Source organism: Buttiauxella noackiae ATCC 51607 (genome assembly GCF_001654865.1).
Lineage (GTDB): Bacteria > Pseudomonadota > Gammaproteobacteria > Enterobacterales > Enterobacteriaceae > Buttiauxella > Buttiauxella noackiae.
Window position 1 is genome coordinate 21,503 of the sequence record NZ_LXEO01000047.1, and the last position, 20,983, is coordinate 42,485.

A 20,983-nucleotide genomic window follows, 5' to 3' on the forward strand; every position below is an offset into this window, starting at 1 on the left:
TCCACGCAGAGTTAACGGCGCGGCAAATGAACGTTACCTGGCGGCTATTTTACCCATCAGGTCTGGTTTAACAATCAGCGTTGTACCCAAGCAATCATGAATTACACAACAGTCGCTCCAGTTCACTCAGTGAGGCCACTTCCCAGGTTGGCATAATGCCTTCCGGTAAGCTTCGTCCGTGGGCATTGAGCCAGCAGGTGGCAATTCCTGCGTTCATGCCGCCTAAAATATCTGATTCTGCGGTGTCGCCAACCATCAATACTCGGTCGCGTGGCGGCTGGCCCATTTGCTCAAAGGTGTAATCAAAAATCTTACGATCGGGTTTCGCGACACCGACCTGTTCAGAAATCACCAGCAAATCGAAATAATCACGCAAACCGGTGCGCTCCAGGCGAATTTGCTGCAACGCTGTAAAACCGTTAGTAATAATACCGATTTTTACTTTATCTTTTAATGCATTAAGTAGGGAAACCGCGCCTGGAAGCGGCACGCAAATCTCGGCCATAGCGTTAAGAAATGCCGCGTTCAGGTCGCCCGCAGGCACTGACAATCTTTCAGACCATCCCTCAAAACGCTGGTGCTGTAACTGAAGCGCGCTAATGGTGCCGTTCTGATAATCGGTCCACAAAGGTTTGTTAACCGCCTGGTAATCCTGGAAGTCTTCAGCGGTAAAGGTCACGCTATAATCGAGAAACATCCGCTGCAAGCCGCCGAAAGCGTCAAAGGTAAATAGCGTTTCGTCAGCATCAAATAAAATCCAGTCCCAGTTCATCAACACACCTTTTCGATTAATTCAGTGGTAATGCCATGATAATGGCATCTTCCCGACCCTCTTTTGTGGGGTAGTAATTGCGACGAATAGTCGCCTCGTTAAAGCCCAGGCTCTCGTAGAGTGCTATAGCCGCGTGATTAGAGGCGCGCACTTCAAGCCACAGGGTAAATACATCTCGCGCTTCCAGTTCACTGATTAAATGCTCCAGCAACTGGCGACCCAAACCCTGGCGTTGAAAATCAGGGTCAACCGCAATATTGAACAGCGTCGCTTCATCCAACACGACTTGTGTCACCGCAAATGCCGCCATTTTGCCATCAACATCAAGGCGAAAATTCAAATAACGCTCGCCTACGTTACTGGCGAAGGTCTTTTCACTCCATGGGAAAGCATGGCTGCGCTGCTCTATAGTGTAAGCCGCGCTTAAGTCATTTGTGGTGAGGGAAGAAATCGTTTTCATGTTCACAAATTTGCTGCCACAACGCCTGTCGAGCGGCGCCATTTTGATAAAGCTCGTTTAATTCGGGGGTCGCTAATTGCGCGCCAGGTATGGGAAGAGATTCACTCACTCCCAATCGCCAGCTATTACAGCGGCTATCACCTGGTAGCATCGCGGCCCGTTCTGGTGTCAGTTGCATGACCTGCTGTGAATCCAGATTCAGGCTACGCAAAACATCGTTAACTAACGGATCGCTTAAATCAGGAAGCACTTCGGCGACCATCAGTAGTCTGACATTTTCATGCAGTGAGACTGCAATTTCGCCCTGCAACACAGCCGGGCGCCGCAACTCCCACTGGGTAATGCCCAGTTGTTGTAACAACCAGTCACGTCGCAAAGGTATATGAGGCATAGCGAAACCAGATAGAGAGTGCCAATTGGGGCGCAAATATAGCAAATTCATCGAATATGCGCCATTAAAGCTCTATAATCCCGGTTCTGATTTTCCAGGAGTAATTTGATGACTGCGTTAACCCCGGCAAGTGAAGTGCTGCTGCGCCATAGCGATGATTTTACCGAAAGCCGCGTGCTGTTTGCCGGTGACTTACAAGACGACCTGCCAGCCCGTTTCGAAACGGCAGCAAGTCGCGTTCATACCCAACAATTTCACCACTGGCAGGTATTAAGCGCTCAGATGGGAGAAGATGCACAATACGGCCTGGTGGCTGACGCCAGCATCATTGGTGACTGCAATACCCTGATTTACTACTGGCCGAAGAATAAGCCAGAAGCTCAGTTCCAGTTGATGAATATTTTGTCGTTGATGCCCATTGGCAGCGATATTTTTGTTGTTGGTGAAAACCGTAGCGGTGTGCGCAGTGCTGAGCAGATGCTCGCTGAATTTTGCCCACTCAACAAAATCGATAGCGCACGCCGTTGTGGCCTCTATCACGGTCGCCTGGAAACACAGCCGCAGTTTGATGAGAACTCCTGGTGGGATGAGTACCAACACGAAAATCTGACCGTCAAAACTCTGCCTGGCGTATTTAGCCGCGATGGCCTGGATACCGGCAGTAAATTGCTGCTCTCCACCCTGACGCCACATACCAAAGGTAAAGTACTGGATGTGGGTTGTGGCGCTGGCGTGCTGGCGGTTTCACTGGCTAAGCACTCTCCTAAAGTCCGTCTGACTTTATGTGATGTTTCTGCTCCTGCCGTTGCGGCAAGCCGTGCAACACTTGCTGCAAATGAGATTGAAGGTGAAGTTATTGCCAGTAACGTCTATTCCGAAGTGAATGGTCGTTTTGACATGATTATCTCAAATCCGCCGTTCCATGACGGCCTGCAAACTAGCCTTGATGCAGCTCACCAGCTGATTCGCGGCGCAGTCCGCCATCTGAATATGGGCGGTGAATTGCGTATCGTAGCGAACGCCTTCCTCGCGTATCCGGATGTACTGGACGAAACCTTTGGTAACCACGAAGTGATCGCTCAGACAGGCCGTTTCAAAGTTTACCGCTCAGTTGTTATGCGTGGCGTGAAGAAGCGTTAATATAACGCAGTGCCGTTTTTTCCAGCGATTAGAAAAGCGGCACCAAATTAACTGTTGACGACGCGCAGAAAACATCTAGAATGCGCCTCCGTGGTTACAATACTTCGGTGTTGTGGGTATGCGAAGGTGGCGGAATTGGTAGACGCGCTAGCTTCAGGTGTTAGTGTTCTTACGGACGTGAGGGTTCAAGTCCCTCTCTTCGCACCATTAACCACGCAAGATATCGTTCGCACTGCGCGAAGGTGGCGGAATTGGTAGACGCGCTAGCTTCAGGTGTTAGTGTTCTTACGGACGTGAGGGTTCAAGTCCCTCTCTTCGCACCAATGCGAAGGCGGTATCTTAGATAAGACTTGATTTGCGAAGGTGGCGGAATTGGTAGACGCGCTAGCTTCAGGTGTTAGTGCTCTAACGGGCGTGAGGGTTCAAGTCCCTCTCTTCGCACCAATTCTTATCAACTTCTAAGCAACACTCTGTTTTTCCTCGAGCTTGTCCCGCTATCTCATCGTTCCCAAATTCATCATCACCAGCGCAAGCCCACTGGCAAATGCAACGCATGATGGTATTAACACAAAATGACGTAACCGTTTATGGTACAGCATGGCCGTGGTCACCAATAATCCCAATACAATCAACACTCGCCACTGACTAAAAGAAAGATCAAGATACAGTAACGCGGCGACGATGCCTCCCGGTATTAGCACACCCCATGCACTTTCTAACTGACGTTGTAACATCATCGCTATCTCATCAATTGGTAATGATAACCAATATCATATGATATTATTTCTCGTTTGTCAGCGATAGCGTATCGTCAGTTTTACATTAGAAATGTTAAGCTTTCCGCATCATCAGATGACATATATTCAGTAAGGTGATAGATTGAACCATAATGTTAAATCTCTGATTAACATCTTTATACCTACATGAAGTAATCACTCTCCGGATATATTTTCCTACTTCATTCGCAGCATAATGTCGGGCATGAGTCGAAAGAACTATTTTTGATATGACAGCAACAAATTGGTCCACTTTACTCAAAGGGAAACATCAACTCTCTTTGCGTTTATTTTTATTATTGAATGCGTTTTCTGCGGGATTTAGCATGATATCCCCGGCAACTAATACGCAACATATTACAGTACCCATTGTTATGGTGCTGGTGGTAAGCCTGTCCTGTCTGCTCTGGCAACTGGTAAATAAAAAGAAATTAATTAACATTAACTTCATTTCGTTAATAATTGGCTTACTCTGGGCGGGGCATATCTATATAAAAGTCTCTGCTATGCCAAATAAAGATGTTTCTTTTTTAATTATCGCCTTGTTGGCAATATTATTTATTGGCGCAATCTCTTATATTAATAATATACAAGCATTTCTTGCCGCATGTCTGCCTGTCACCTTAACCATATTCTGGCTTGATCAAGGTGCAAACTGGCCACGCTTATTATATTCCATTGTTCTACCGGGTGTGGGGATTACCATTCAACATATCATTCATCAGCGTCATGATAACTTTACGCGTCGTTTGATGAATAAATTACTTGAAGAAAAAGAAACTCTTAACGATCTGAGCATGTTAGATCCGCTTACTGGTTTGAATAACCGCCGCGGATTCAAAAACCGTTTTGATACTCTGCTCTCAGTCGGCAGCGGCCAGCATTATATACTGCTGCTGGATATCGACCACTTTAAAGCATACAACGATAACTACGGCCATAACATGGGTGATAAAGCCCTGACCCATGTCTCTGCAGCCATTCGTGACGCTGTACGTTCACGTGATGTCGTCACGCGTTATGGCGGTGAAGAGTTTATGGTCTTACTGGTTGATGTTGATGCTGAACAAGCCTTGCAAACAGCAGAGCGCATTCGCAAACGCGTTTATGATTTAAATATTCAGCACATGTTTAACAAAAGCGTGGCGACCCACCTTACAATAAGTATTGGCCTTGCAGCACTTGAGCAGCACGATATTGAAGAAGCATTACGCAAAGCTGATGGCGCTCTTTATCGTGCCAAACGACAGGGCCGTAACAGCATCTTTGTCAGCGAAACTCTCCTTCCCGCACAAACAGAAACCGCTCATTTTTAACGGCCAAATGCCTTGAACACAAAACCACCTTGCTAAAGGCATTATCTATAGATAGGATTGGCAATCATTATCATTTGTATTAGTGGTTTTGTTTACCGATGTCGTTTCAGTCTTCACAGTTTATTAATGATTTGTCATGGCAGCCGCCATTTACGAGCCCGCAATCCCCGCTTGCAGATGAGCTACGTGCGTATTTTGCTGTGCATCGACCGTACTTCAACGACATCATCAAACTCAATGAACCTGTGCCTCACACCAGCCTGACTCTGCATCAGTGGACACAACCTACGACCTTAAACTCGCTTCTCGCCTGCTACAGTGACCACATTTACCGGAACCAGCCAAACCTTGCGCGTGAAGGGAAGCCGCTAAAATCGCTATGGGCACAATGGTATCTTGGCTTACTGGTTCCACCGCTGGTCATGGCATTGATTACCCAACCTCGCGCACTGGATATAACCCCGCAACATATTCATGTTGAGTTTCATGAAACAGGTAGAGCTGCTACTTTCTGGCTAGACGTTCAGGAAGATAAGATGGCAACGACAATGTCGTTAACCCAACGCTTTGAAAAGCTGCTGATTAAAGGGTTAATGCCCATCGTTGATGCTCTGGAAAAAAGTGGTGATATCAATGGAAAACTCATCTGGAGTAATACGGGCTATCTGCTGAACTGGTTTATTGGCGAGATCAGAGAATTGCTGGATGAATCGACAATTGCCGAGTTGCGTCATCTCTGTTTCTTTGAAAAACAGCTGAAGAATGGGCAGGATAATCCCCTCTTCCGTACCGTCATTCTCAGTGAAGGTTTGCTGGTACGTCGCACCTGCTGCCAACGTTATAAACTGCCAGATGTCCAACGCTGCGGTGACTGCACGTTAAAGTAAAACGGTGGGTTTCCCCACCGTTTTGTTTCACTTCTCGTACTATCTTTAAGCAGCCTGTTGGCTCTCTTCTCCAGATGATTTCTGTGCTTCTTCCGCTTCTTGTTCCAACAACTGCTTCTCGTACACTTTGAAGAACGGGAAGTAGATGATGGCGGAAACGACAGCCAGCAAAATCACCAGAATCGCCGCGCGGAAATCCCAGCCCAGAGCCCAGGCCGCACCGATTGGTGCCGGAGCGGTCCACGGAACAACTGAAATTACGCGACCAATCAGATCCATCTTCATCGCGCCCCATGCCAATACAGCGTTAACCATTGGTGCCAGCAGGAAAGGAATGAAGAACACTGGGTTCATAACGATTGGTGTACCGAAAATGACGGGTTCGTTAATGTTAAAACACGTTGGAACGATACTCAGACGACCAATGGAACGCAGGTGGGCTGATTTACTGCGCAGGTAGCAAATCACCAGACCCATTGTTGCACCGGAACCACCGACGACGATAAAGAACGTCCAGAACGCTTCCATAAAGATATGTGGTAACGGAGCGCCTTGAGCCAGCGCACTCTGGTTCATCCCGAGGTTAGTCAGCCAGAACATTTGCAGCATCCCGGAAACGATAGCCGCGCCATGAATCCCAGCAAACCACAACAGGTGGCCAATCAGCACCGCCAGCAGAATCGCAGGCAATGAGTCAGCAGCAGATACCAGAGGTTTAAACACTGACATAATCGCCTGTGGGATCAACATGCTGAACTCAGATTGAATAAACAAACTCAGCGGGTAAAGCGTCAGGACAACAACTAATACTGGAATCAGGAGATCAAAGGAGTTTTTGATCATCGGTGGAACCTGATCTGGAAGCTTGATCCCGATATTGTGTGCTTTGAGGAAGCGCATCATCTCGACGCAGTAAATCGCAACCAGGATCGCAGTAAAGATCCCCGTGCCGCCCAGGCTATCCATTGGCATGACACCTTTGGTTTTCGGAGCCGCCACCAGCAGGAATGCCATCAATGACAGCATCGCACACATGAATGGGTCCAGGCCGTGCGACTTCACGTAATGTTTACCGAGGTTATAGGCAATGGCCGCACAAATGTAGATAGACATGATGCCCATCGTCATATCAAACGGCGTAAGAATTTGCCCTTCAAACTGTTTCGCCATATCCAACCACGCGCGAGCAAATCCCCAGGTAGTGGTTGGCGAGAAAGGTGGGTATGCGAAGACCAATAAAAACGAACCGACAATCATAAATGGCATCGCAGAAATAAACCCATCACGGATCGCCATGACATGACGCTGTGAAGAGATTCGCCCAGCGATTGGACTAACGTAGTTTTCTACAAAACGGAAAATCAAATTAAAAGCTGCATGATTGGTAGACATATCGGAACTCCAGTCAGGCTATCAACGCGGATGTATCGGCGGAAAAAGTCTTGCCGCGCAACAGTCCGTGATTCATAGAATTCATTCCCGAAACCGGGACCTTTTTAGATACAGCTTTCGATTCGACAGCAGTGGCACAGCATAAAAAAATCGGTTTCATAGGCTGCTCTTATTATTGGGTACAGGTGTGTGACCATTTCAGTATTCATCGCTAATTCACGCGCTGCAACCGGTTACTGAAACCGGTTGCAGCGAATGTGAAGAAGATCCAGAAATCACTGAAACTTTAGCTTCTTTAAGTCATTCACATCACAACGTCACCCTTTCATTCAACACAATAATGGGCGGCTCCACTGGTTTACATATAGCACATACTTATGCCAAATTATTTGCTGACCAGAATGGGAGAAAAGCATGAGCCTGCAGTCCGTCCGGCAATTCTTTGCCGAAAACGCCCCCGATATCGATATCATTGAATTGAATAAAAGCACCGCAACCGTTGCTTTAGCTGCGGTCGCCCATAACGTCGAGCCTGGGCAAATTGCTAAGACACTGTCGTTGAAAGTGAAGGATCAAGTAGTGCTGGTTGTCGCGAAAGGTGACGCTCGGTTGGATAATAAAAAACTTAAAACAGTTTTTGGTGCAAAGGCTCGCATGCTGAGTAGCGATGAGGTTGTGACCTGGACAGGCCACCCGGTGGGAGGAGTGTGTCCTTTTGGACTGGAAAATCCGTTAACAGTTTATTGCGATATTTCGCTGAAACAGTACGAGGAGGTTTTACCTGCAGCCGGGGCCATTCATAGTGCGGTGCGCATTTCCCCTGTTCGTTTGGCAGAACTCACCGCTGCTCATTGGGTAGATGTGTGCCAATAATCAGGAGACTGAGGACGGATTTGACCTCCTCAGTCGTACCTCATTATTTTCATATCCCTTGATTATATGGTGGAATACTTAACTCCCGCTTTCCACGATCGCTGAATATCCAGGCATACATTTCAGCATCTGTTTTAAGTGCCAACCGGCGCATAGCACTTTTTTTCTGCGCACTAACGGTTTTGTAATTTTTTTCTAGTAGTGTCGCAATTTGCACCAGTTTCCAACCTTTACTAATAAGCCGTAAAACGCGGCATTCTGAAAAAGTTAAGTTCGTTTTGACCGTATCAGTAATCGATGGCTGTGATACTTGCTCCTGCAAAAGATATTTGCTGATTCTTTCAGCGTCACCAACGTTATTAAATACATGTTCGATAATACTGCTCATCGGCTCATGTAACGAAAGCAACGAAGTTTTGGCTGTCAGCAATCGTTCAACCGCGATATTCCGCAAATGCGCAGGCACAATAAATATCCATCTTACATGCCGAGATTTGCTTTTAAGATGGTTCAGATATTCACATTGTTCTATAATTTCCTGTTGAGAACTATCCAGTTCAATCATAACAACATCAACTTTATCCAGGATTTCTGAACTTAGATCTAAATAATCCGCCAATAAAATCTGCGAAGATTCTGTCGCTTTTTTTTTCATAACGACCTGTAAACCTTCTCTCATCATAGGGCGTTTACTAATAACTACCACCCGGCAATATGGGTTATGCATAAAGAGACTTTCTTTAATTTCTGACATATTAACCTCCTTATAAAAACAATGACTTCCCTGTAATCTCGCAGCTCAAAACATGGAGATCTTTATCACAATGTAATCCTAGCTTTTGCATTGCATGTCTTTTATGCGAGCTTACTGTTCTGATATCACGCCCCAAGTGCTGAGCTATTTGAGTGACGTTATGGCCTAAAAATAGCTGCTCGATTACCTGAATCTCGCACAACGTAAGTTCACAAGATAACTGTTCTTGCAGTATTTTTTTAATCATGGGGCTATGTAGGGTTATGCTACTAGATAGTGATTTTATTAACAGCTCCATGAATATTGTGGGTAATTCATATTGAGATATAATGACTCGTACCCCCAAAGATGAAAGATACTTAAGGATACTAACCTTATGATTATGAGTGTAAATAACAATATTTCTATTTGGCTGTTCCTTTCTATACCACTTAATAAACCTTATCTCATCAGCTAATTGCTTTGATGAGTTACTGATATTTAAAACAACTATGGAGCCAGGTGTTTTTAACACTTCATCATAAGCGCCATCAATATTTCTGATAATATTAATTGCCTCTTTAATTCCTGGCCCTATTTTTAGCTGGTGAATTATCCCTGCTGTCGTTAACACACAAGGCACAACAATCATTATTTGGCTTAACTCATTACTTATAGTGATAGTGTTTTTCATATCATTCCCTTGATCAATATATCAACAATAAATAAAGAAAGGATAATAGATATACATGAAAAACAACAAATAATCCCAATGAAAATAAAATTCACGCCATTATATTTATTAGAAAAAAACCAATAGAGTGATGAAAGAGAAAGCACTAATTTTATATAAATAATTACTGTCAAACAGGAAGTTAGCTTAAAGAGCCCGCACTGGATGATTACGAAAATCTTTTGGCGTGGTCCCCATATGGCGACGGAAAAAACGTGAAAAGTAGGTTGAGTCACTAAAACCGAGATAATCAGAGATTTGACTGACTGTCATGCTGGTGTAGAGCAAGCTGCGCCGGGCTTCAAGCAACAATCTTTGATGCAATACGTTTAGTGCGCTGTAGCCATAAAACTCATGACACAGATTATTTAAATGCACACTGGATAGGCCCACGACACTTGCATAATGCGTTACCGAAAGCTGTTCACGATAATGTCGTTCAACGAGTTGGTTAAAATGATGAATCACCGAACGTTTTCGCTCAACACGCGAATTACCGCTCGGGGTTGGGGTACATTGCCGATTAAGCCAAACCAGCAAGGCGCTAATGAGTGAATGCAACATCATATCGCGCGCTTCGCCCTGGCCCTCATACTCACTTTGCAGGGTGCTAAACAGCGTATTAATTTGCCTACGCGAGCCTTTCACCGGCAGACAGGTGGCTTGCGAAAGCACCTGCAAAGGGCGACCAAACTGTTGTTCAAACTGCGTTATTAAAGGCGCTGAAAAAGAGAGTGAGTAGCCCTGCGCACCTGGCGAAAATTTAAAACCATGCACGCACAAGGCCGGAACAACTTGAATACAGGCGTGCGTCACATGGTGCGTAGAGCCCTCAATGTCTATCTCCACCTGACCTTTATGTAAATAAAGCAGTTGAACCAAATCAGCATGCTGATGCGTACGAATATGCCATTCATAAAGGCTACTGCGGCTGTGGATAGACTCGCAATGCAGCAGATCCGCAGCAGGCCAGTTCCGGCTTTCACCATAAAGTTTAAATACCGGAATACTGGTGTTCAGGCTCATGACATCCTCTTTGTGCATAAACAGAATGCTATGCCGAATCAGTATATACCCAGCATACTTTGTTGATGGGTTAGTTGCTCACCTTCCCACAACTTGAATTATTTTGGGTTGGGCTTATTCAACAAGTTCGAATGGTAATCCGACATAGTTTTCGGCAATTGTTGTCAACCCTGCGCGCGAAGCCAGATAGTATTCACGGTCGGCCTGCTGCATCTTACGGTCAAACTCATCCATGCCTTCGAAATCATGAAGCAGATTGGTCATAAACCAGCTAAAACGCTCCCCTTTCCACACTCGACGCAACGCCATGGGTGAATAAGTCTCCAGTAAATCAGTTCGCCCTTCGTGATACACCTTGCTCAAAATCCGATACAGGTAATTCACATCAGATGCGGCAAGATTTAATCCTTTTGCTCCGGTCGGCGGCACAATATGAGCCGCATCACCCACCAGGAAAAGGTTGCCATATTGCATCGGCTCAACCACAAAACTACGTAATGGGGCGATACTTTTCTCAAGTGAGTGACCAGTCACTAACTTCTCCGCCAACTCTTTTGGCAAGCGCTGTTTTAGCTCATCCCAGAAGCGTTCATCTGGCCAGGATTCAACATTGTCACTAAGCGGGACCTGTAAATAGTAGCGGCTTCTGGTTAGTGAGCGCTGACTACACAACACGAATCCCCGCTCATGATGTGCATAAATAAGCTCATGGTTCACAGGTGGCGTATCGGACAACAACCCTAGCCAGCCGAATGGATAAACACGTTCGTATTCACGAGTGACTTCCGCAGGAATAGCTTTACGGGAAACACCGTGGAAGCCGTCGCAACCCGCAATGTAATCACAATCAATACGGCAGGTTTCACCCTGCTTCTCAAAAGTGACATATGGAGAATCGCTTTTGATGTCAAATAATTGCACATCGCTAACGCCGTAAAGGGAGACAGCAGCAGTTGCACGGCGCGCTTCCATCAAATCATGGGTCACTTCCGTCTGGCCATACACCATCACCGTTTTTCCGCCCGTCAGTTCTTTTAACGGAACAGGAATACGCCTGCCATCGACCAGAAACTCAACACCTTCGTGGACTAGCCCTTCCGCGTCCATTCTTTTACTGACCCCAGCCTCGCGCAATAAATCTACGGTGCCATTTTCCAGGATACCCGCACGAATACGACCTAAAACATGTTCGGGTGATTGTCGTTCAAGCACCACATTGCTGATGCCTGCGTTATGTAGTAACTGTCCCAACAACAAACCCGATGGACCAGCACCAATAATCACTACCTGAGTTTTCATAGGATACATTCTCTGATGTGCGTTATTGAAATGTTATTTTTATGTTTAACAATTGCTCGTTAATGCATTTTTAACGTCATCAGGGGGAAAAAGAAGGCCAATATCGGTCTAAAACGTGCACTTTTCGAAAGTCATGTAAAGAGTGTGGGCGAGTTCATAGTTCGCCGAAAAAGTGTGCGAAATAGGTTATTTCGTTAAATGTTGATCTGGAGCGCCTGAGTGCAGGTGGCGGCATATGCTAATAATGAGGGATGTTAAAATTTGAGCGGCTGTTGGCGCTCCGAGCTTTTATAGGACAGGTATGTCGGAAGATGTAAACACGCAGCGGGACGTGACTCGCCTTTGCATCCAGTGCGGCCTTTTTTTGCTACAACATGGTGCTGAAAGCGCACTGGCGGAAGAACTTTCCTGCCGCCTAGGTATTGCCTTAGGTATGGATAGCGTTGAAAGCTCAATTTCAGCCAATGCTATTGTGCTGAGCACCATAAAAGACAATCAGTGCCTTACCACCACGCGTAAAAACACCGACCGCGGTATCAACATGCATGTGGTGACGGAAGTTCAACACATAGTGATCATGGCCGAGCATAAGCTTCTGGATCATAAAGATGTTTTGAAACGTTTTGCGCACATAAAACCGCTGCGCTATCCACGTTGGCTAGTGGTGCTGATGGTTGGCCTCTCTTGTGGCTGCTTCTGTAAGCTAAATAAAGGCGGGTGGGATGGTGCCTTCGTCGCCTTTCTTGCCAGCTCTGTAGCGATGTATGTTCGGCTGGTGTTTACGGCACGCCATCTACACCCGCAAATTAATTTCTGCATTACGGCATTTGTTGCCACCACAATTTCTGGGTTACTCATTGCCAAAGGCCCCTTTGCCACAACATCAAACATTGCCATGGCGGCAAGTGTGCTGCTGTTGGTACCGGGCTTTCCGCTGATTAACGCCGTAGCCGATATGTTTAAAGGTCACGTCAACACGGGGCTTGCAAGATGGGCAATGGCGAGCCTACTAACGCTTGCTACCTGTATTGGTGTCGTGATGGCTATGTCACTGTGGGGTCTGCGCGGATGGGAATAATCGATTTTTTACTGGCGTTGCTACAAGACATGGTGCTTGCGGCGATTCCCGCAGTCGGCTTTGCGCTGGTGTTTAATGTCCCGCAGCGTGCTTTGCCTTACTGCGCTCTGCTCGGTGCGATTGGCCACGGTTCCCGAATGGCAATGATGGCAGCAGGTATGAACATAGAATGGAGTACGTTTATCGCCTCCCTTCTGGTAGGCACGATTGGCATACAGTGGTCGCGTTGGTACCTGGCCCATCCAAAAGTGTTCACCGTGGCCGCGGTCATTCCCATGTTCCCAGGGATTTCTGCCTACACCGCAATGATTTCTGCGGTAAAACTCAGCCACTTTGGTTATACCGAAGACCTTATGATTCAGCTGCTCACCAATTTCCTGAAGGCCTCGTTTATCCTCGGCGCATTGTCGATTGGCTTATCTATTCCTGGCCTGTGGCTTTACCGTAAACGCCCGCGAGTGTGATGTGTTTCAGGGCTTCGCTAACTCATCAGTGCTTTGCCCACGCAAACTTGTTTTAATGTCACCAGGCCAGGTCTGTTACCCGTGGCCTGATGACATTAAGGAGCCTTGCGTGGAAACCCACGAAATTTATCTTCCTGAGCGTTTTGATGACGCCAGTCTGAAAGAAAAGATTTTCTTCAGCGCCATTAGTTTGTTCGCTGAATTTGGCCTTAACGGCGCACGCATGGAACAGATTGCCGAGAAAGCCAACACGACAAAACGGATGGTGGTATATCACTTCAAAAGCAAAGAACTACTGTATGTTCAGGTGCTTGAGTATGTGTACACCCAAATTCGTAGCTGTGAGCGCAAGCTCAATCTCTCCGGCCAACCACCGGTAGAAGCAATGGTGGAACTGGTGGAATGGACGTTTGATTTCCATGCGACACACCCAGATTTTATTCGCATTATCTGTATGGAAAACATGCAGCGCGGGCGTTTTGTAAAAGAGTCCGCTTACCTGCGCGAAATTAACCGCAGCGCGTTGGAATTATTACAAGATGTTCTCACTCGCGGGCAGGAAAAACAGCTGTTCAATAAGCAGGTTTGCGCCAAAGACGTTCACCGCCTGATTAGTAGCTTTAGTTTCTACCATGTTGCTAACAGCTATACCTTTTCAAACTTCTTCGAAGATGGCGCGGAGCCGGTTGATAGCACAGCCCATTACCGTGAAATGGCAGTAAAAGTAGTATTGCGCTATATCGGGCCGTAAATAACTTTGTCATCTGGCTGCTTTAAGAACTCTCTGAAGCTCAACAGGCCCAGAGAAAGCGGTATACTCGGCGAAAATTCTCCTGCGATGCAGGTTATCGAAAAAGAGTATAAAAGATGAAAGCAAGCAACCGTGTTATAGGCGCCCTGGCGCTGGCAACATCCGTATTTACCGGCCAGGCGATGGCATCAAGCTGGCAGGATCAACTGTCCAGCGCGGCAACAGAGTTAAGCAAAACCACTACCAGCAGCGGTAGCACTGGAACAACCGGCAACTCTATGGCGTCACTGACCAGCCTGCTTGGGGGCGGCACTAAAGCCCTGAGTTCAGACAGCATGACGAATGCGGCAGGTATTTTGCAGTACTGCATGAAGAACAAGCTGGTATCAGCAACCAATCCTGAAAACATCAAAAATCAGTTGATGGATAAATTAGGTTTAGATAGTGGTACAAAGCAAGCTCCGCCAGAAGATTACACTCAGGGACTGATGGGCTTGCTTAACACCGGAAAAGGCCAGCAATTGGATCTGAAAACCATCGGCAGTTCACCGCTGGCAGAAAAAGTCAAAACTCAGGCGTGTGATTTTGTCCTGAAGCAAGGCGTAAATTACCTGTCTTAATCAGATTGCCTGCCCCTGATATTCCGGGGCAGTTTCAGGATTTCACATTTATTTCCAGCACCGCATATACACCATCACTGGGTAACGTAACGGCGACATTTTTCAAATCGACACCCGCTGCAATAATAATATCTCTAAGCTCAGGCAAAGTGCGCGGATAGAGCGTTGGCCAACCGATACAGCGCAATAAAAAGGCAAGCTGCGGGCTAGAAGTGAGCATATTGGAAATAACCAACACACCGCCGGGTTTAACCAAACGCAATGCATTGCGAATAAAACTCACCGCTTCAGATGTCGAAAAATATTCGAAAATCCCCAGAGCATCAACAAGCTCAGCTGACTGCTCACCCAGTTCCTGAACCAGCCTGTCACTGACTATCATCCGGTCGAATAAATTCCTCATTAACAGCTGAAAATGGTGCCCTTCCACCAGGCCATATTGTGTCGCAAGGCCACGCGCAAATTTCAGCGACTGCCTGTCGTGATCAACCAGCAATATAGTGAATTTCCGCGCACGCAATTTCGCACCGCGCAATGCTCTGAGCACGGGTACCGCAGCGCCACAGGCAAGGCTTATCCAGTTGCCTGTAACATTATTATTGATATACACATCAGCAATCGCCGACATCACTTTCGCTCGTGACCGAACACCTTGCGCATCATTGGCATGTATAAACCATGCCCGGCTGTTGCTATCTATTTCCCTACCGCTTATCAACCGCTCGGCAAGAGGATGCTGCACAGCCCATAGTGAAAGAGCGGTGGGAACCAACTGGCAACGCCATTCTTCAAGTGCGGGACGATTTATAAAAGCTTGTTCTGCAAGCTTGTTTCGGTAACGTAGCCGTCGCTTTCCCTGGCCATCCAGAAAAATTTCCGGGGCTTCGAGTGTTGGATCACCGACTAGCTGCTGGTTGATATCATCAATTTGCTCTAAAACCTGATCTTTCATCGGCCAGCTATCGCTGATATCACTGTAAGAGATATGTTTAATGGCCAGATCCGCAGGTACAGAGCCTGGGATCACTGAGAGAAAAGGCTGCCAGGACATGTTAAACCCCTACACACGTTTTCTTTCAGTCTAGAAAATGTAGGGTTATTTACCGTCAGCAGAAAGTTGTAATTTACTGGCACTCTCACCCTGCTTTACGCAGGATGAGAGCGGGGGAATTTAACGTAAAAATGACTCGGTCAGTTTGACCCAGTATGTCGCACCACCCGAAATACAGGCATCATTAAACTGATACAAAGGATGGTGAACCGAGTAATCATTGTTGCCGGTTGCCGTGCCAAGCCACAAATAGCAGCCAGGGACTTCTTCGAGCATGAATGAAAAGTCTTCACTGCCCATCGCACTTTTTACCTGCGAAGGATCGGCGACTTTATCGGATCCGAAAACGTCGCGTGCTATCTGCAACGCGAATTGTGTTTGTTGAGGATCATTCACCGTTACCGGGTAGCCAAAGTCCACCGCGATTGACGCCTTCACTCCAAAGCTTTCCGCCTGAGCGTGCACCAATTTATCAATGCGCTGTTTTACCGCCTCACGTACTTCAGCTTTGAAAGTACGCATATTGAGTTTCAGCACCGCACTATGGGGAATGATATTGTGCGTAGTACCGCTTTGCAGACTCCCCACCGTCACTACAGCGGAATCCTGCGGATCCACATTGCGCGACACAATGGTTTGCAGCGCCATCACGATCGAGGCACCCGCAACAGTAGGATCAATGCAATGTTCCGGCATCGATCCGTGGCCACCCTTACCTTCAAGCGTAATTGTCATGCTATCTGACGAGGCCATCAATGCACCGGGTTTGGTGGCGATCTCACCCGCAGGCAGCAATGGGAAGTTGTGCAAGCCAAATACCGCATCACAAGGGAATAGCTTAAATAAGCCATCATCAATCATGCATTTAGCGCCGCCGATGGACTCTTCCGACGGTTGGAAAATCAGATGCAGCGTGCCGTTGAACGGACGCTGCTCTGCCAGATATCGCGCCGCAGAGAGTAAAATCGCACAGTGTCCGTCGTGACCGCAGGCATGCATTTTCCCCTCGTTTACGCTCGCCCACGGCAACCCCGTTTGCTCCTGCATCGGCAGGGCATCCATGTCGGCACGAATGCCCAGACGCTTACCACCACTGCCAACCTTTAACGTCCCAACCACGCCTGTACCACCCAGGCCGCGATGCACCTCATAGCCCCACTCTGTCAGCAACTCGGCGATGCGATCGCTGGTGCGGAACTCCTCAAAACCTAATTCCGGGTGTTGGTGGAAATCACGGCGGATAGCAATCATCTCTTCTTCGTGGTCGAGAATTTCTTTAATCAGCATAGGGTTATTCCTTTTTATTCATCACAGAAAGTTTTTCGTTCATGCCAGGCCAGCAATGCGCCAAATGTCACCACCGCGCAGAACATCAAATACCAGGCCGGAGCCATAGGTTGCCCGGTGACTTTGAGCAGCCACGTCACAATCAATTGTGCGAATCCACCAAACAACGTGACACCAATGGCATAAACCATAGCCATGCCAGAAGCACGAACCGCCTTTGGGAAAGCTTCGAGGATCAACAAGAAAAAGGCTGCGGAACTGATATTAGCGAGGATCTGATCCACTGCGATCAGTGCCAGGGTAATGCCGAGCGGCGCCCCATGCAGAATAGTGGCGAAGATCGGCCAGATTAGCGCGAACGATCCTAACGCGCAGGCGATCAAGATCGGTTTACGCTGAGGTAACCTATCGGCCAGTTTGCCGCCGAAGAAGGGCACCACCAGCGTTAATGCCGCCGCCGTCAAACTCACCCACCACGACGTGCTGGCAGGCATATGCAGCGTGTTAACCATATAAGCGGGCATGTAGTAGATGATGATGTAAAACGTGGTAGTGCCTTTCATCACCAGCAAAATGCCCAGTGACAAAGCACGGCGATGTTCACGCCACAGCGTGAAAGTCGGGTTTTCTGCGCTAACAGTTGGCGTCACAGTGTGGGTTTCAGCAAGCTGACGGCGGATGTACAAGCCAATCGGCATAATCGCCAGTCCAACAATAAACGGAATACGCCAGCCCCAGTCGTAAAGCTGTTGCTCGCTAAGGGCATGGCTTAAACCCGCGCCCATCGCCGCACCAAAAAGAGCCGCACCGCCCTGACTTGTCATCTGCCAGCTGACGCGCGCGCCGCGACGAGATTTATCCCCCGCTTCCATCAACCATGAGGTCGCCGCCCCAACTTCCCCGCCCGCAGAAAAACCCTGCAGCATACGCCCGGCCACCAATACGACAGGAGCTAAGATCCCCGCCTGGTTATAGGTCGGCGCAAAAGCCACCATCATTACCCCTAAAGACATTAGCCCGAGGATCATTGTCATTGCCGATTTGCGTCCATGTTTATCGGCATAGCTCCCTAACACCATACTGCCCAATGGGCGCATTACGAATCCAACCCCAAAGGTCCCTACAGCCAGCAGTAATGAGGTGTAATCATTGGAGCTTGGGAAAAATAGATGACCAATGATCACCGAGAAAAAGCTGTAAACCGCAAAATCATAAATCTCGAGGCCATTGCCGAGAGTAACCGCCACCAACGACTTAGCGTTAGCGCGCTCCGGGACCAACGGCGCATCATACGGAAGCGAGGCTGACATCTCGGCATCCACCTGGGCATAGCTGACACGCTGTTTCATGTATACGTCCTTCTTTGTTACTCAGATGTAAACAAACTGGGGTTGTTTTAACTATCTGCATAAAAAAAGAACATTACAATCATAAAAATTAGTTATGCCTTTGGTTATCTTATTTGTATTGTTAGAGAGCAAATTTTGCACCACGATGATGATCCTGGCGGGGCTGAAAATTGAAAATCAAACTAAATCAGTTAGATATTTTGTTGGAAGTTGCCGCGCAAGGCAGCATTGGCAAAGCGGCAAAAGCGTTACATCTCACACAACCCGCCATTTCTAAAACAATTCAGGAAATGGAAGCTGAAATCGGCATGCCGATTCTGCAACGCTCATCACGCGGCGTAACGTTAAATGAGTATGGGCAAGTTTTGCTACGCCATGCCCGAGACATCGATCGCTCACTGCATCAGGCACGGGATGAAATCGACAATCTGCTTGGCAAAGCAATGCGCCAGTTACGGGTAGGTTTTACTTCTGCCGCCTCCTACGGGCCATTTACCAATACGCTAATTCAATTCCAGGCACGTTATCCCGGCGTGAAACTCATCGTAATGGAAGGTCGTCCGCAGCAAATTCACGATGCGCTGGAAAACCAACGGCTGGATATCGCGGTGATAACCACCGCCAGCAATGCGGTGCAAAACGGTATGTATTACGAAACGTTGTACGCTTTGAGCAACACGGTGATTGCCGGAAATAAGCACCCCGTAACGCACACCACCTCATTGAAACATTTAATGAATTACCCGTGGCTGGACTGGGATGAACCCGGCGAGCACTCCATTCTTGGGCAAGTTTTTCGTCGCTATAACCTGCCGTTACCGCAAAACATCATTCACTGCTCATCGCCATGGATTATGGCGCGCATGATGGAACAAACGGATGCGGTAAGCATGTGGACCTCAGTGCGTCTGCGCTTTCCGGGCTATAGCCCGAATCTGCGGCCACTGGTGCTACGCGAAGTCCTTCCGGCCAGCAGTATCTGCATTTTGTGCCCCAATATCGCCCGGCTTTCAACGGCTGGGAATACCTTTATGGAGATGCTGAGGATTAATACGCGAGACTGGTTGCAGGATAGCGATGCGCTGGAGATGGTGGTGCGGGTTTAAACATTTTTAGGCGGCCAGGCTACAAAGCCTGGCCGCATGACTCACAGGTTAGCTCAAATCAGAACCGTTACTGGCTATCACTTTCTTGTACCAGTAAAACGATTTTTTACGTGTGCGGGCGAGCGTACCGTTGCCCTGATCATCACGGTCAACGTAGATAAAGCCGTAGCGCTTACTCATTTCCCCGGTTGAAGCCGACACCAAATCAATGCAGCCCCACGAGGTGTAACCCATAACCGGGATACCGTCATCGATGGCATCAGCCATCGCTTTGATGTGCTCACGCAAATAACTGATGCGATAGTCGTCGTTGATTTCGCCCTGCTCGTTAATTTCGTCTTTCGCACCCAGTCCGTTTTCCACCAGGAACAGCGGTTTCTGGTAGCGGTCGTACATCATGTTCATGGTGATACGCAGACCCAACGGATCTATTCCCCATCCCCATTCGCTCGCTTGAATATGCGGGTTTTTCAGGGATTTCACGATGTTTGCTGCATTGCTGTTTTGATCGTTCATATCGGCCGAAGCGCAGCGCGAAGCGTAGTAACTGAATGAGACAAAATCGACGGTATTTTTAAGAATCTCGTCATCACCCGGTTGCACTTCAAGTTCAAAACCTTTCTCGCGGAACAGACGTTTGGTATAGGCCGGGTAAGCACCACGCGCCTGCACATCAATAAAGAACAGGTTTTCGCGGTCTTTTTCCAGCGCCGCCCAGACATCTTCAGGCTTGCAGGAGTATGGGTAGAAATTCCCCCCCGCTAACATACAGCCTACCTGGTTGTTCGGATTCACTTCGTGGGCGATTTTAGTTGCCAGGGCGCTTGCCAGTAGTTCATGGTGCGTCGCCTGGTATTTCACTTGTTCTTTATTATCGCCTTCTTCGAATACCAGACCTGCACCAGAGTATGGGCTATGCAGCAAAATATTGATTTCATTGAAGGTGAGCCAGTATTTCACCAGCCCATCGAACGCTTCAAAACAGGTGCGTGCATAGCGGGTGAAAAACTCAATCATTTTGCGGTTACGCCAGGAACCGTACTCCTTCACCAGATGCATTGGCACATCGAAATGGCACAGCGTGACCAGCGGTTCGATGCCATATTTTTTGCACTCCGCAAACATGTCACGGTAAAAAGCGATACCTTCCGCATTAGGTGTTAACTCGTCACCATTCGGATAAATACGGCTCCAGGCAATGGAAGTACGAAATACGGTGAAACCCATTTCGGCCATGAGCGCGATGTCTTCTTTGTAACGATGATAGAAATCGATACCGACATGGCTCGGGTAGTATTCGTCATCACGCAAGCTAAAACGCTTTTCGATACCCAGTTTTACCGACATACGGTCTTTACCATGCGGGATGGTATCAACCGTGGTTAGCCCTTTACCGCCTTCAAGATATGCACCTTCAGCCTGGTTTGCTGCTATCGCACCGCCCCATAAAAAACCATCAGGAAAAGTTGATGCTGTCAT

At 47.6% G+C, this 20,983-nt stretch carries 22 protein-coding genes and 3 tRNA genes; 12 read left to right on the plus strand and 13 right to left on the minus strand.

Annotated elements, in window-relative coordinates; all coding sequences use genetic code 11:
- Window positions 1-94: 94 nt before the first annotated feature.
- From yjjG to M979_RS14570, 3 genes are read right to left on the minus strand one after another with little or no spacing between them, the layout of a single operon-like run.
- Complete coding sequence (gene yjjG / locus M979_RS14560; RefSeq protein WP_064555356.1) at window positions 95-772, minus strand: pyrimidine 5'-nucleotidase; 678 nt, start codon at window positions 770-772, stop codon at window positions 95-97.
- A gap of 16 nt (window positions 773-788) precedes the next feature.
- Complete coding sequence (gene rimI / locus M979_RS14565; protein WP_064555357.1) at window positions 789-1,232, minus strand: ribosomal protein S18-alanine N-acetyltransferase; 444 nt, start codon at window positions 1,230-1,232, stop codon at window positions 789-791.
- A complete protein-coding gene (locus tag M979_RS14570) occupies window positions 1,201-1,623 on the minus strand; it encodes a DNA polymerase III subunit psi (protein WP_064555358.1) in 423 nt (140 codons plus the stop codon). Before M979_RS14570 ends, rimI begins: the two co-directional genes overlap by 32 nt.
- Window positions 1,624-1,731: 108 nt before the next feature.
- On the opposite strand from M979_RS14570, the gene rsmC reads away from it, so the two are divergent.
- The 4 genes from rsmC (at window position 1,732) to M979_RS14590 (ending at window position 3,207) form a co-directional block, all read left to right on the plus strand.
- On the plus strand, window positions 1,732-2,763 hold the full coding sequence (rsmC, locus tag M979_RS14575) for a 16S rRNA (guanine(1207)-N(2))-methyltransferase RsmC (protein WP_064555359.1): 1,032 nt from the start codon (window positions 1,732-1,734) through the stop codon (window positions 2,761-2,763).
- Window positions 2,764-2,883: 120 nt separating this feature from the next.
- Window positions 2,884-2,970, plus strand: a tRNA-Leu gene (locus M979_RS14580).
- 29 nt (window positions 2,971-2,999) lie between these two features.
- Window positions 3,000-3,086: transfer RNA gene (locus tag M979_RS14585), tRNA-Leu, on the plus strand.
- Window positions 3,087-3,120: 34 nt separating this feature from the next.
- Window positions 3,121-3,207: transfer RNA gene (locus tag M979_RS14590), tRNA-Leu, on the plus strand.
- Between the two features lie 50 nt (window positions 3,208-3,257).
- Here M979_RS14590 and M979_RS14595 read toward each other — a convergent pair.
- Window positions 3,258-3,500 (minus strand): DUF1435 domain-containing protein, encoded by a 243-nt coding sequence (locus M979_RS14595; protein ID WP_373977403.1) that lies wholly within the window; start codon window positions 3,498-3,500, stop codon window positions 3,258-3,260.
- Between the two features lie 269 nt (window positions 3,501-3,769).
- Between M979_RS14595 and M979_RS14600 the strand changes: the two genes are divergently transcribed.
- Window positions 3,770-4,855 (plus strand): GGDEF domain-containing protein, encoded by a 1,086-nt coding sequence (locus M979_RS14600; RefSeq protein ID WP_064555360.1) that lies wholly within the window; start codon window positions 3,770-3,772, stop codon window positions 4,853-4,855.
- Between the two features lie 98 nt (window positions 4,856-4,953).
- Window positions 4,954-5,742 (plus strand): siderophore-iron reductase FhuF, encoded by a 789-nt coding sequence (gene fhuF / locus M979_RS14605; protein ID WP_064555361.1) that lies wholly within the window; start codon window positions 4,954-4,956, stop codon window positions 5,740-5,742.
- 45 nt (window positions 5,743-5,787) lie between these two features.
- On the opposite strand, the gene M979_RS14610 is transcribed toward fhuF, so the two are convergent.
- Window positions 5,788-7,134, minus strand: coding sequence for a PTS sugar transporter subunit IIC (locus tag M979_RS14610; protein ID WP_034459503.1), 1,347 nt, complete (start codon window positions 7,132-7,134; stop codon window positions 5,788-5,790).
- Between the two features lie 414 nt (window positions 7,135-7,548).
- On the opposite strand from M979_RS14610, the gene M979_RS14615 reads away from it, so the two are divergent.
- The gene (locus M979_RS14615; protein ID WP_064555362.1) at window positions 7,549-8,007 is read left to right on the plus strand and encodes a YbaK/EbsC family protein; all 459 of its coding nucleotides are present in this window, start codon (window positions 7,549-7,551) and stop codon (window positions 8,005-8,007) included.
- A gap of 49 nt (window positions 8,008-8,056) precedes the next feature.
- Here M979_RS14615 and M979_RS14620 read toward each other — a convergent pair whose 3' ends face one another.
- The 4 genes from M979_RS14620 to pobA all read right to left on the minus strand — a co-directional run bounded on the left by M979_RS14620 (window position 8,057) and on the right by pobA (window position 11,798).
- Window positions 8,057-8,761: a helix-turn-helix domain-containing protein gene (locus M979_RS14620; protein ID WP_064555363.1), complete on the minus strand. Its 705-nt coding sequence runs from the start codon at window positions 8,759-8,761 to the stop codon at window positions 8,057-8,059.
- 10 nt (window positions 8,762-8,771) lie between these two features.
- Window positions 8,772-9,434 (minus strand): LuxR C-terminal-related transcriptional regulator, encoded by a 663-nt coding sequence (locus tag M979_RS14625; RefSeq protein ID WP_064555364.1) that lies wholly within the window; start codon window positions 9,432-9,434, stop codon window positions 8,772-8,774.
- 186 nt (window positions 9,435-9,620) lie between these two features.
- The gene (locus M979_RS14630) at window positions 9,621-10,499 is read right to left on the minus strand and encodes a helix-turn-helix domain-containing protein (protein ID WP_064555365.1); all 879 of its coding nucleotides are present in this window, start codon (window positions 10,497-10,499) and stop codon (window positions 9,621-9,623) included.
- Window positions 10,500-10,613: 114 nt separating this feature from the next.
- Window positions 10,614-11,798, minus strand: coding sequence for a 4-hydroxybenzoate 3-monooxygenase (pobA, locus tag M979_RS14635; protein WP_064555366.1), 1,185 nt, complete (start codon window positions 11,796-11,798; stop codon window positions 10,614-10,616).
- Window positions 11,799-12,099: 301 nt separating this feature from the next.
- Between pobA and M979_RS14640 the strand changes: the two genes are divergently transcribed.
- The 4 genes from M979_RS14640 (at window position 12,100) to M979_RS14655 (ending at window position 14,711) form a co-directional block, all read left to right on the plus strand.
- Window positions 12,100-12,876, plus strand: a complete 777-nt coding sequence (locus M979_RS14640; protein WP_064555367.1) for a threonine/serine exporter family protein — start codon at window positions 12,100-12,102, stop codon at window positions 12,874-12,876.
- Complete coding sequence (locus tag M979_RS14645; protein WP_034459515.1) at window positions 12,867-13,340, plus strand: threonine/serine exporter; 474 nt, start codon at window positions 12,867-12,869, stop codon at window positions 13,338-13,340. The genes M979_RS14640 and M979_RS14645 overlap by 10 nt, the downstream gene beginning before the upstream one ends.
- Before the next feature lie 109 nt (window positions 13,341-13,449).
- Window positions 13,450-14,091, plus strand: a complete 642-nt coding sequence (locus M979_RS14650) for a TetR/AcrR family transcriptional regulator (protein WP_064555368.1) — start codon at window positions 13,450-13,452, stop codon at window positions 14,089-14,091.
- A gap of 116 nt (window positions 14,092-14,207) precedes the next feature.
- Entirely contained in the window at window positions 14,208-14,711 is a 504-nt protein-coding gene (locus M979_RS14655; protein WP_034459520.1) for a YjjA family protein, read from the plus strand.
- Between the two features lie 34 nt (window positions 14,712-14,745).
- Here M979_RS14655 and M979_RS14660 read toward each other — a convergent pair whose 3' ends face one another.
- The 3 genes from M979_RS14660 to M979_RS14670 all read right to left on the minus strand — a co-directional run bounded on the left by M979_RS14660 (window position 14,746) and on the right by M979_RS14670 (window position 18,398).
- Complete coding sequence (locus M979_RS14660) at window positions 14,746-15,762, minus strand: class I SAM-dependent methyltransferase (protein ID WP_064555369.1); 1,017 nt, start codon at window positions 15,760-15,762, stop codon at window positions 14,746-14,748.
- A gap of 120 nt (window positions 15,763-15,882) precedes the next feature.
- On the minus strand, window positions 15,883-17,049 hold the full coding sequence (locus tag M979_RS14665; protein ID WP_064555370.1) for a M20 aminoacylase family protein: 1,167 nt from the start codon (window positions 17,047-17,049) through the stop codon (window positions 15,883-15,885).
- A 14-nt stretch (window positions 17,050-17,063) separates the two neighbouring features.
- Window positions 17,064-18,398 (minus strand): MFS transporter, encoded by a 1,335-nt coding sequence (locus tag M979_RS14670; protein ID WP_064555371.1) that lies wholly within the window; start codon window positions 18,396-18,398, stop codon window positions 17,064-17,066.
- A 170-nt stretch (window positions 18,399-18,568) separates the two neighbouring features.
- Here M979_RS14670 and M979_RS14675 point away from each other — a divergent pair, with 170 nt between their 5' ends.
- A complete protein-coding gene (locus tag M979_RS14675) occupies window positions 18,569-19,504 on the plus strand; it encodes a LysR family transcriptional regulator (RefSeq protein ID WP_064555372.1) in 936 nt (311 codons plus the stop codon).
- 48 nt (window positions 19,505-19,552) lie between these two features.
- Here the strand turns inward: M979_RS14675 and M979_RS14680 are convergent, their stop codons facing one another.
- Window positions 19,553-20,983: a 6-phospho-beta-glucosidase gene (locus tag M979_RS14680; protein ID WP_034459532.1), complete on the minus strand. Its 1,431-nt coding sequence runs from the start codon at window positions 20,981-20,983 to the stop codon at window positions 19,553-19,555.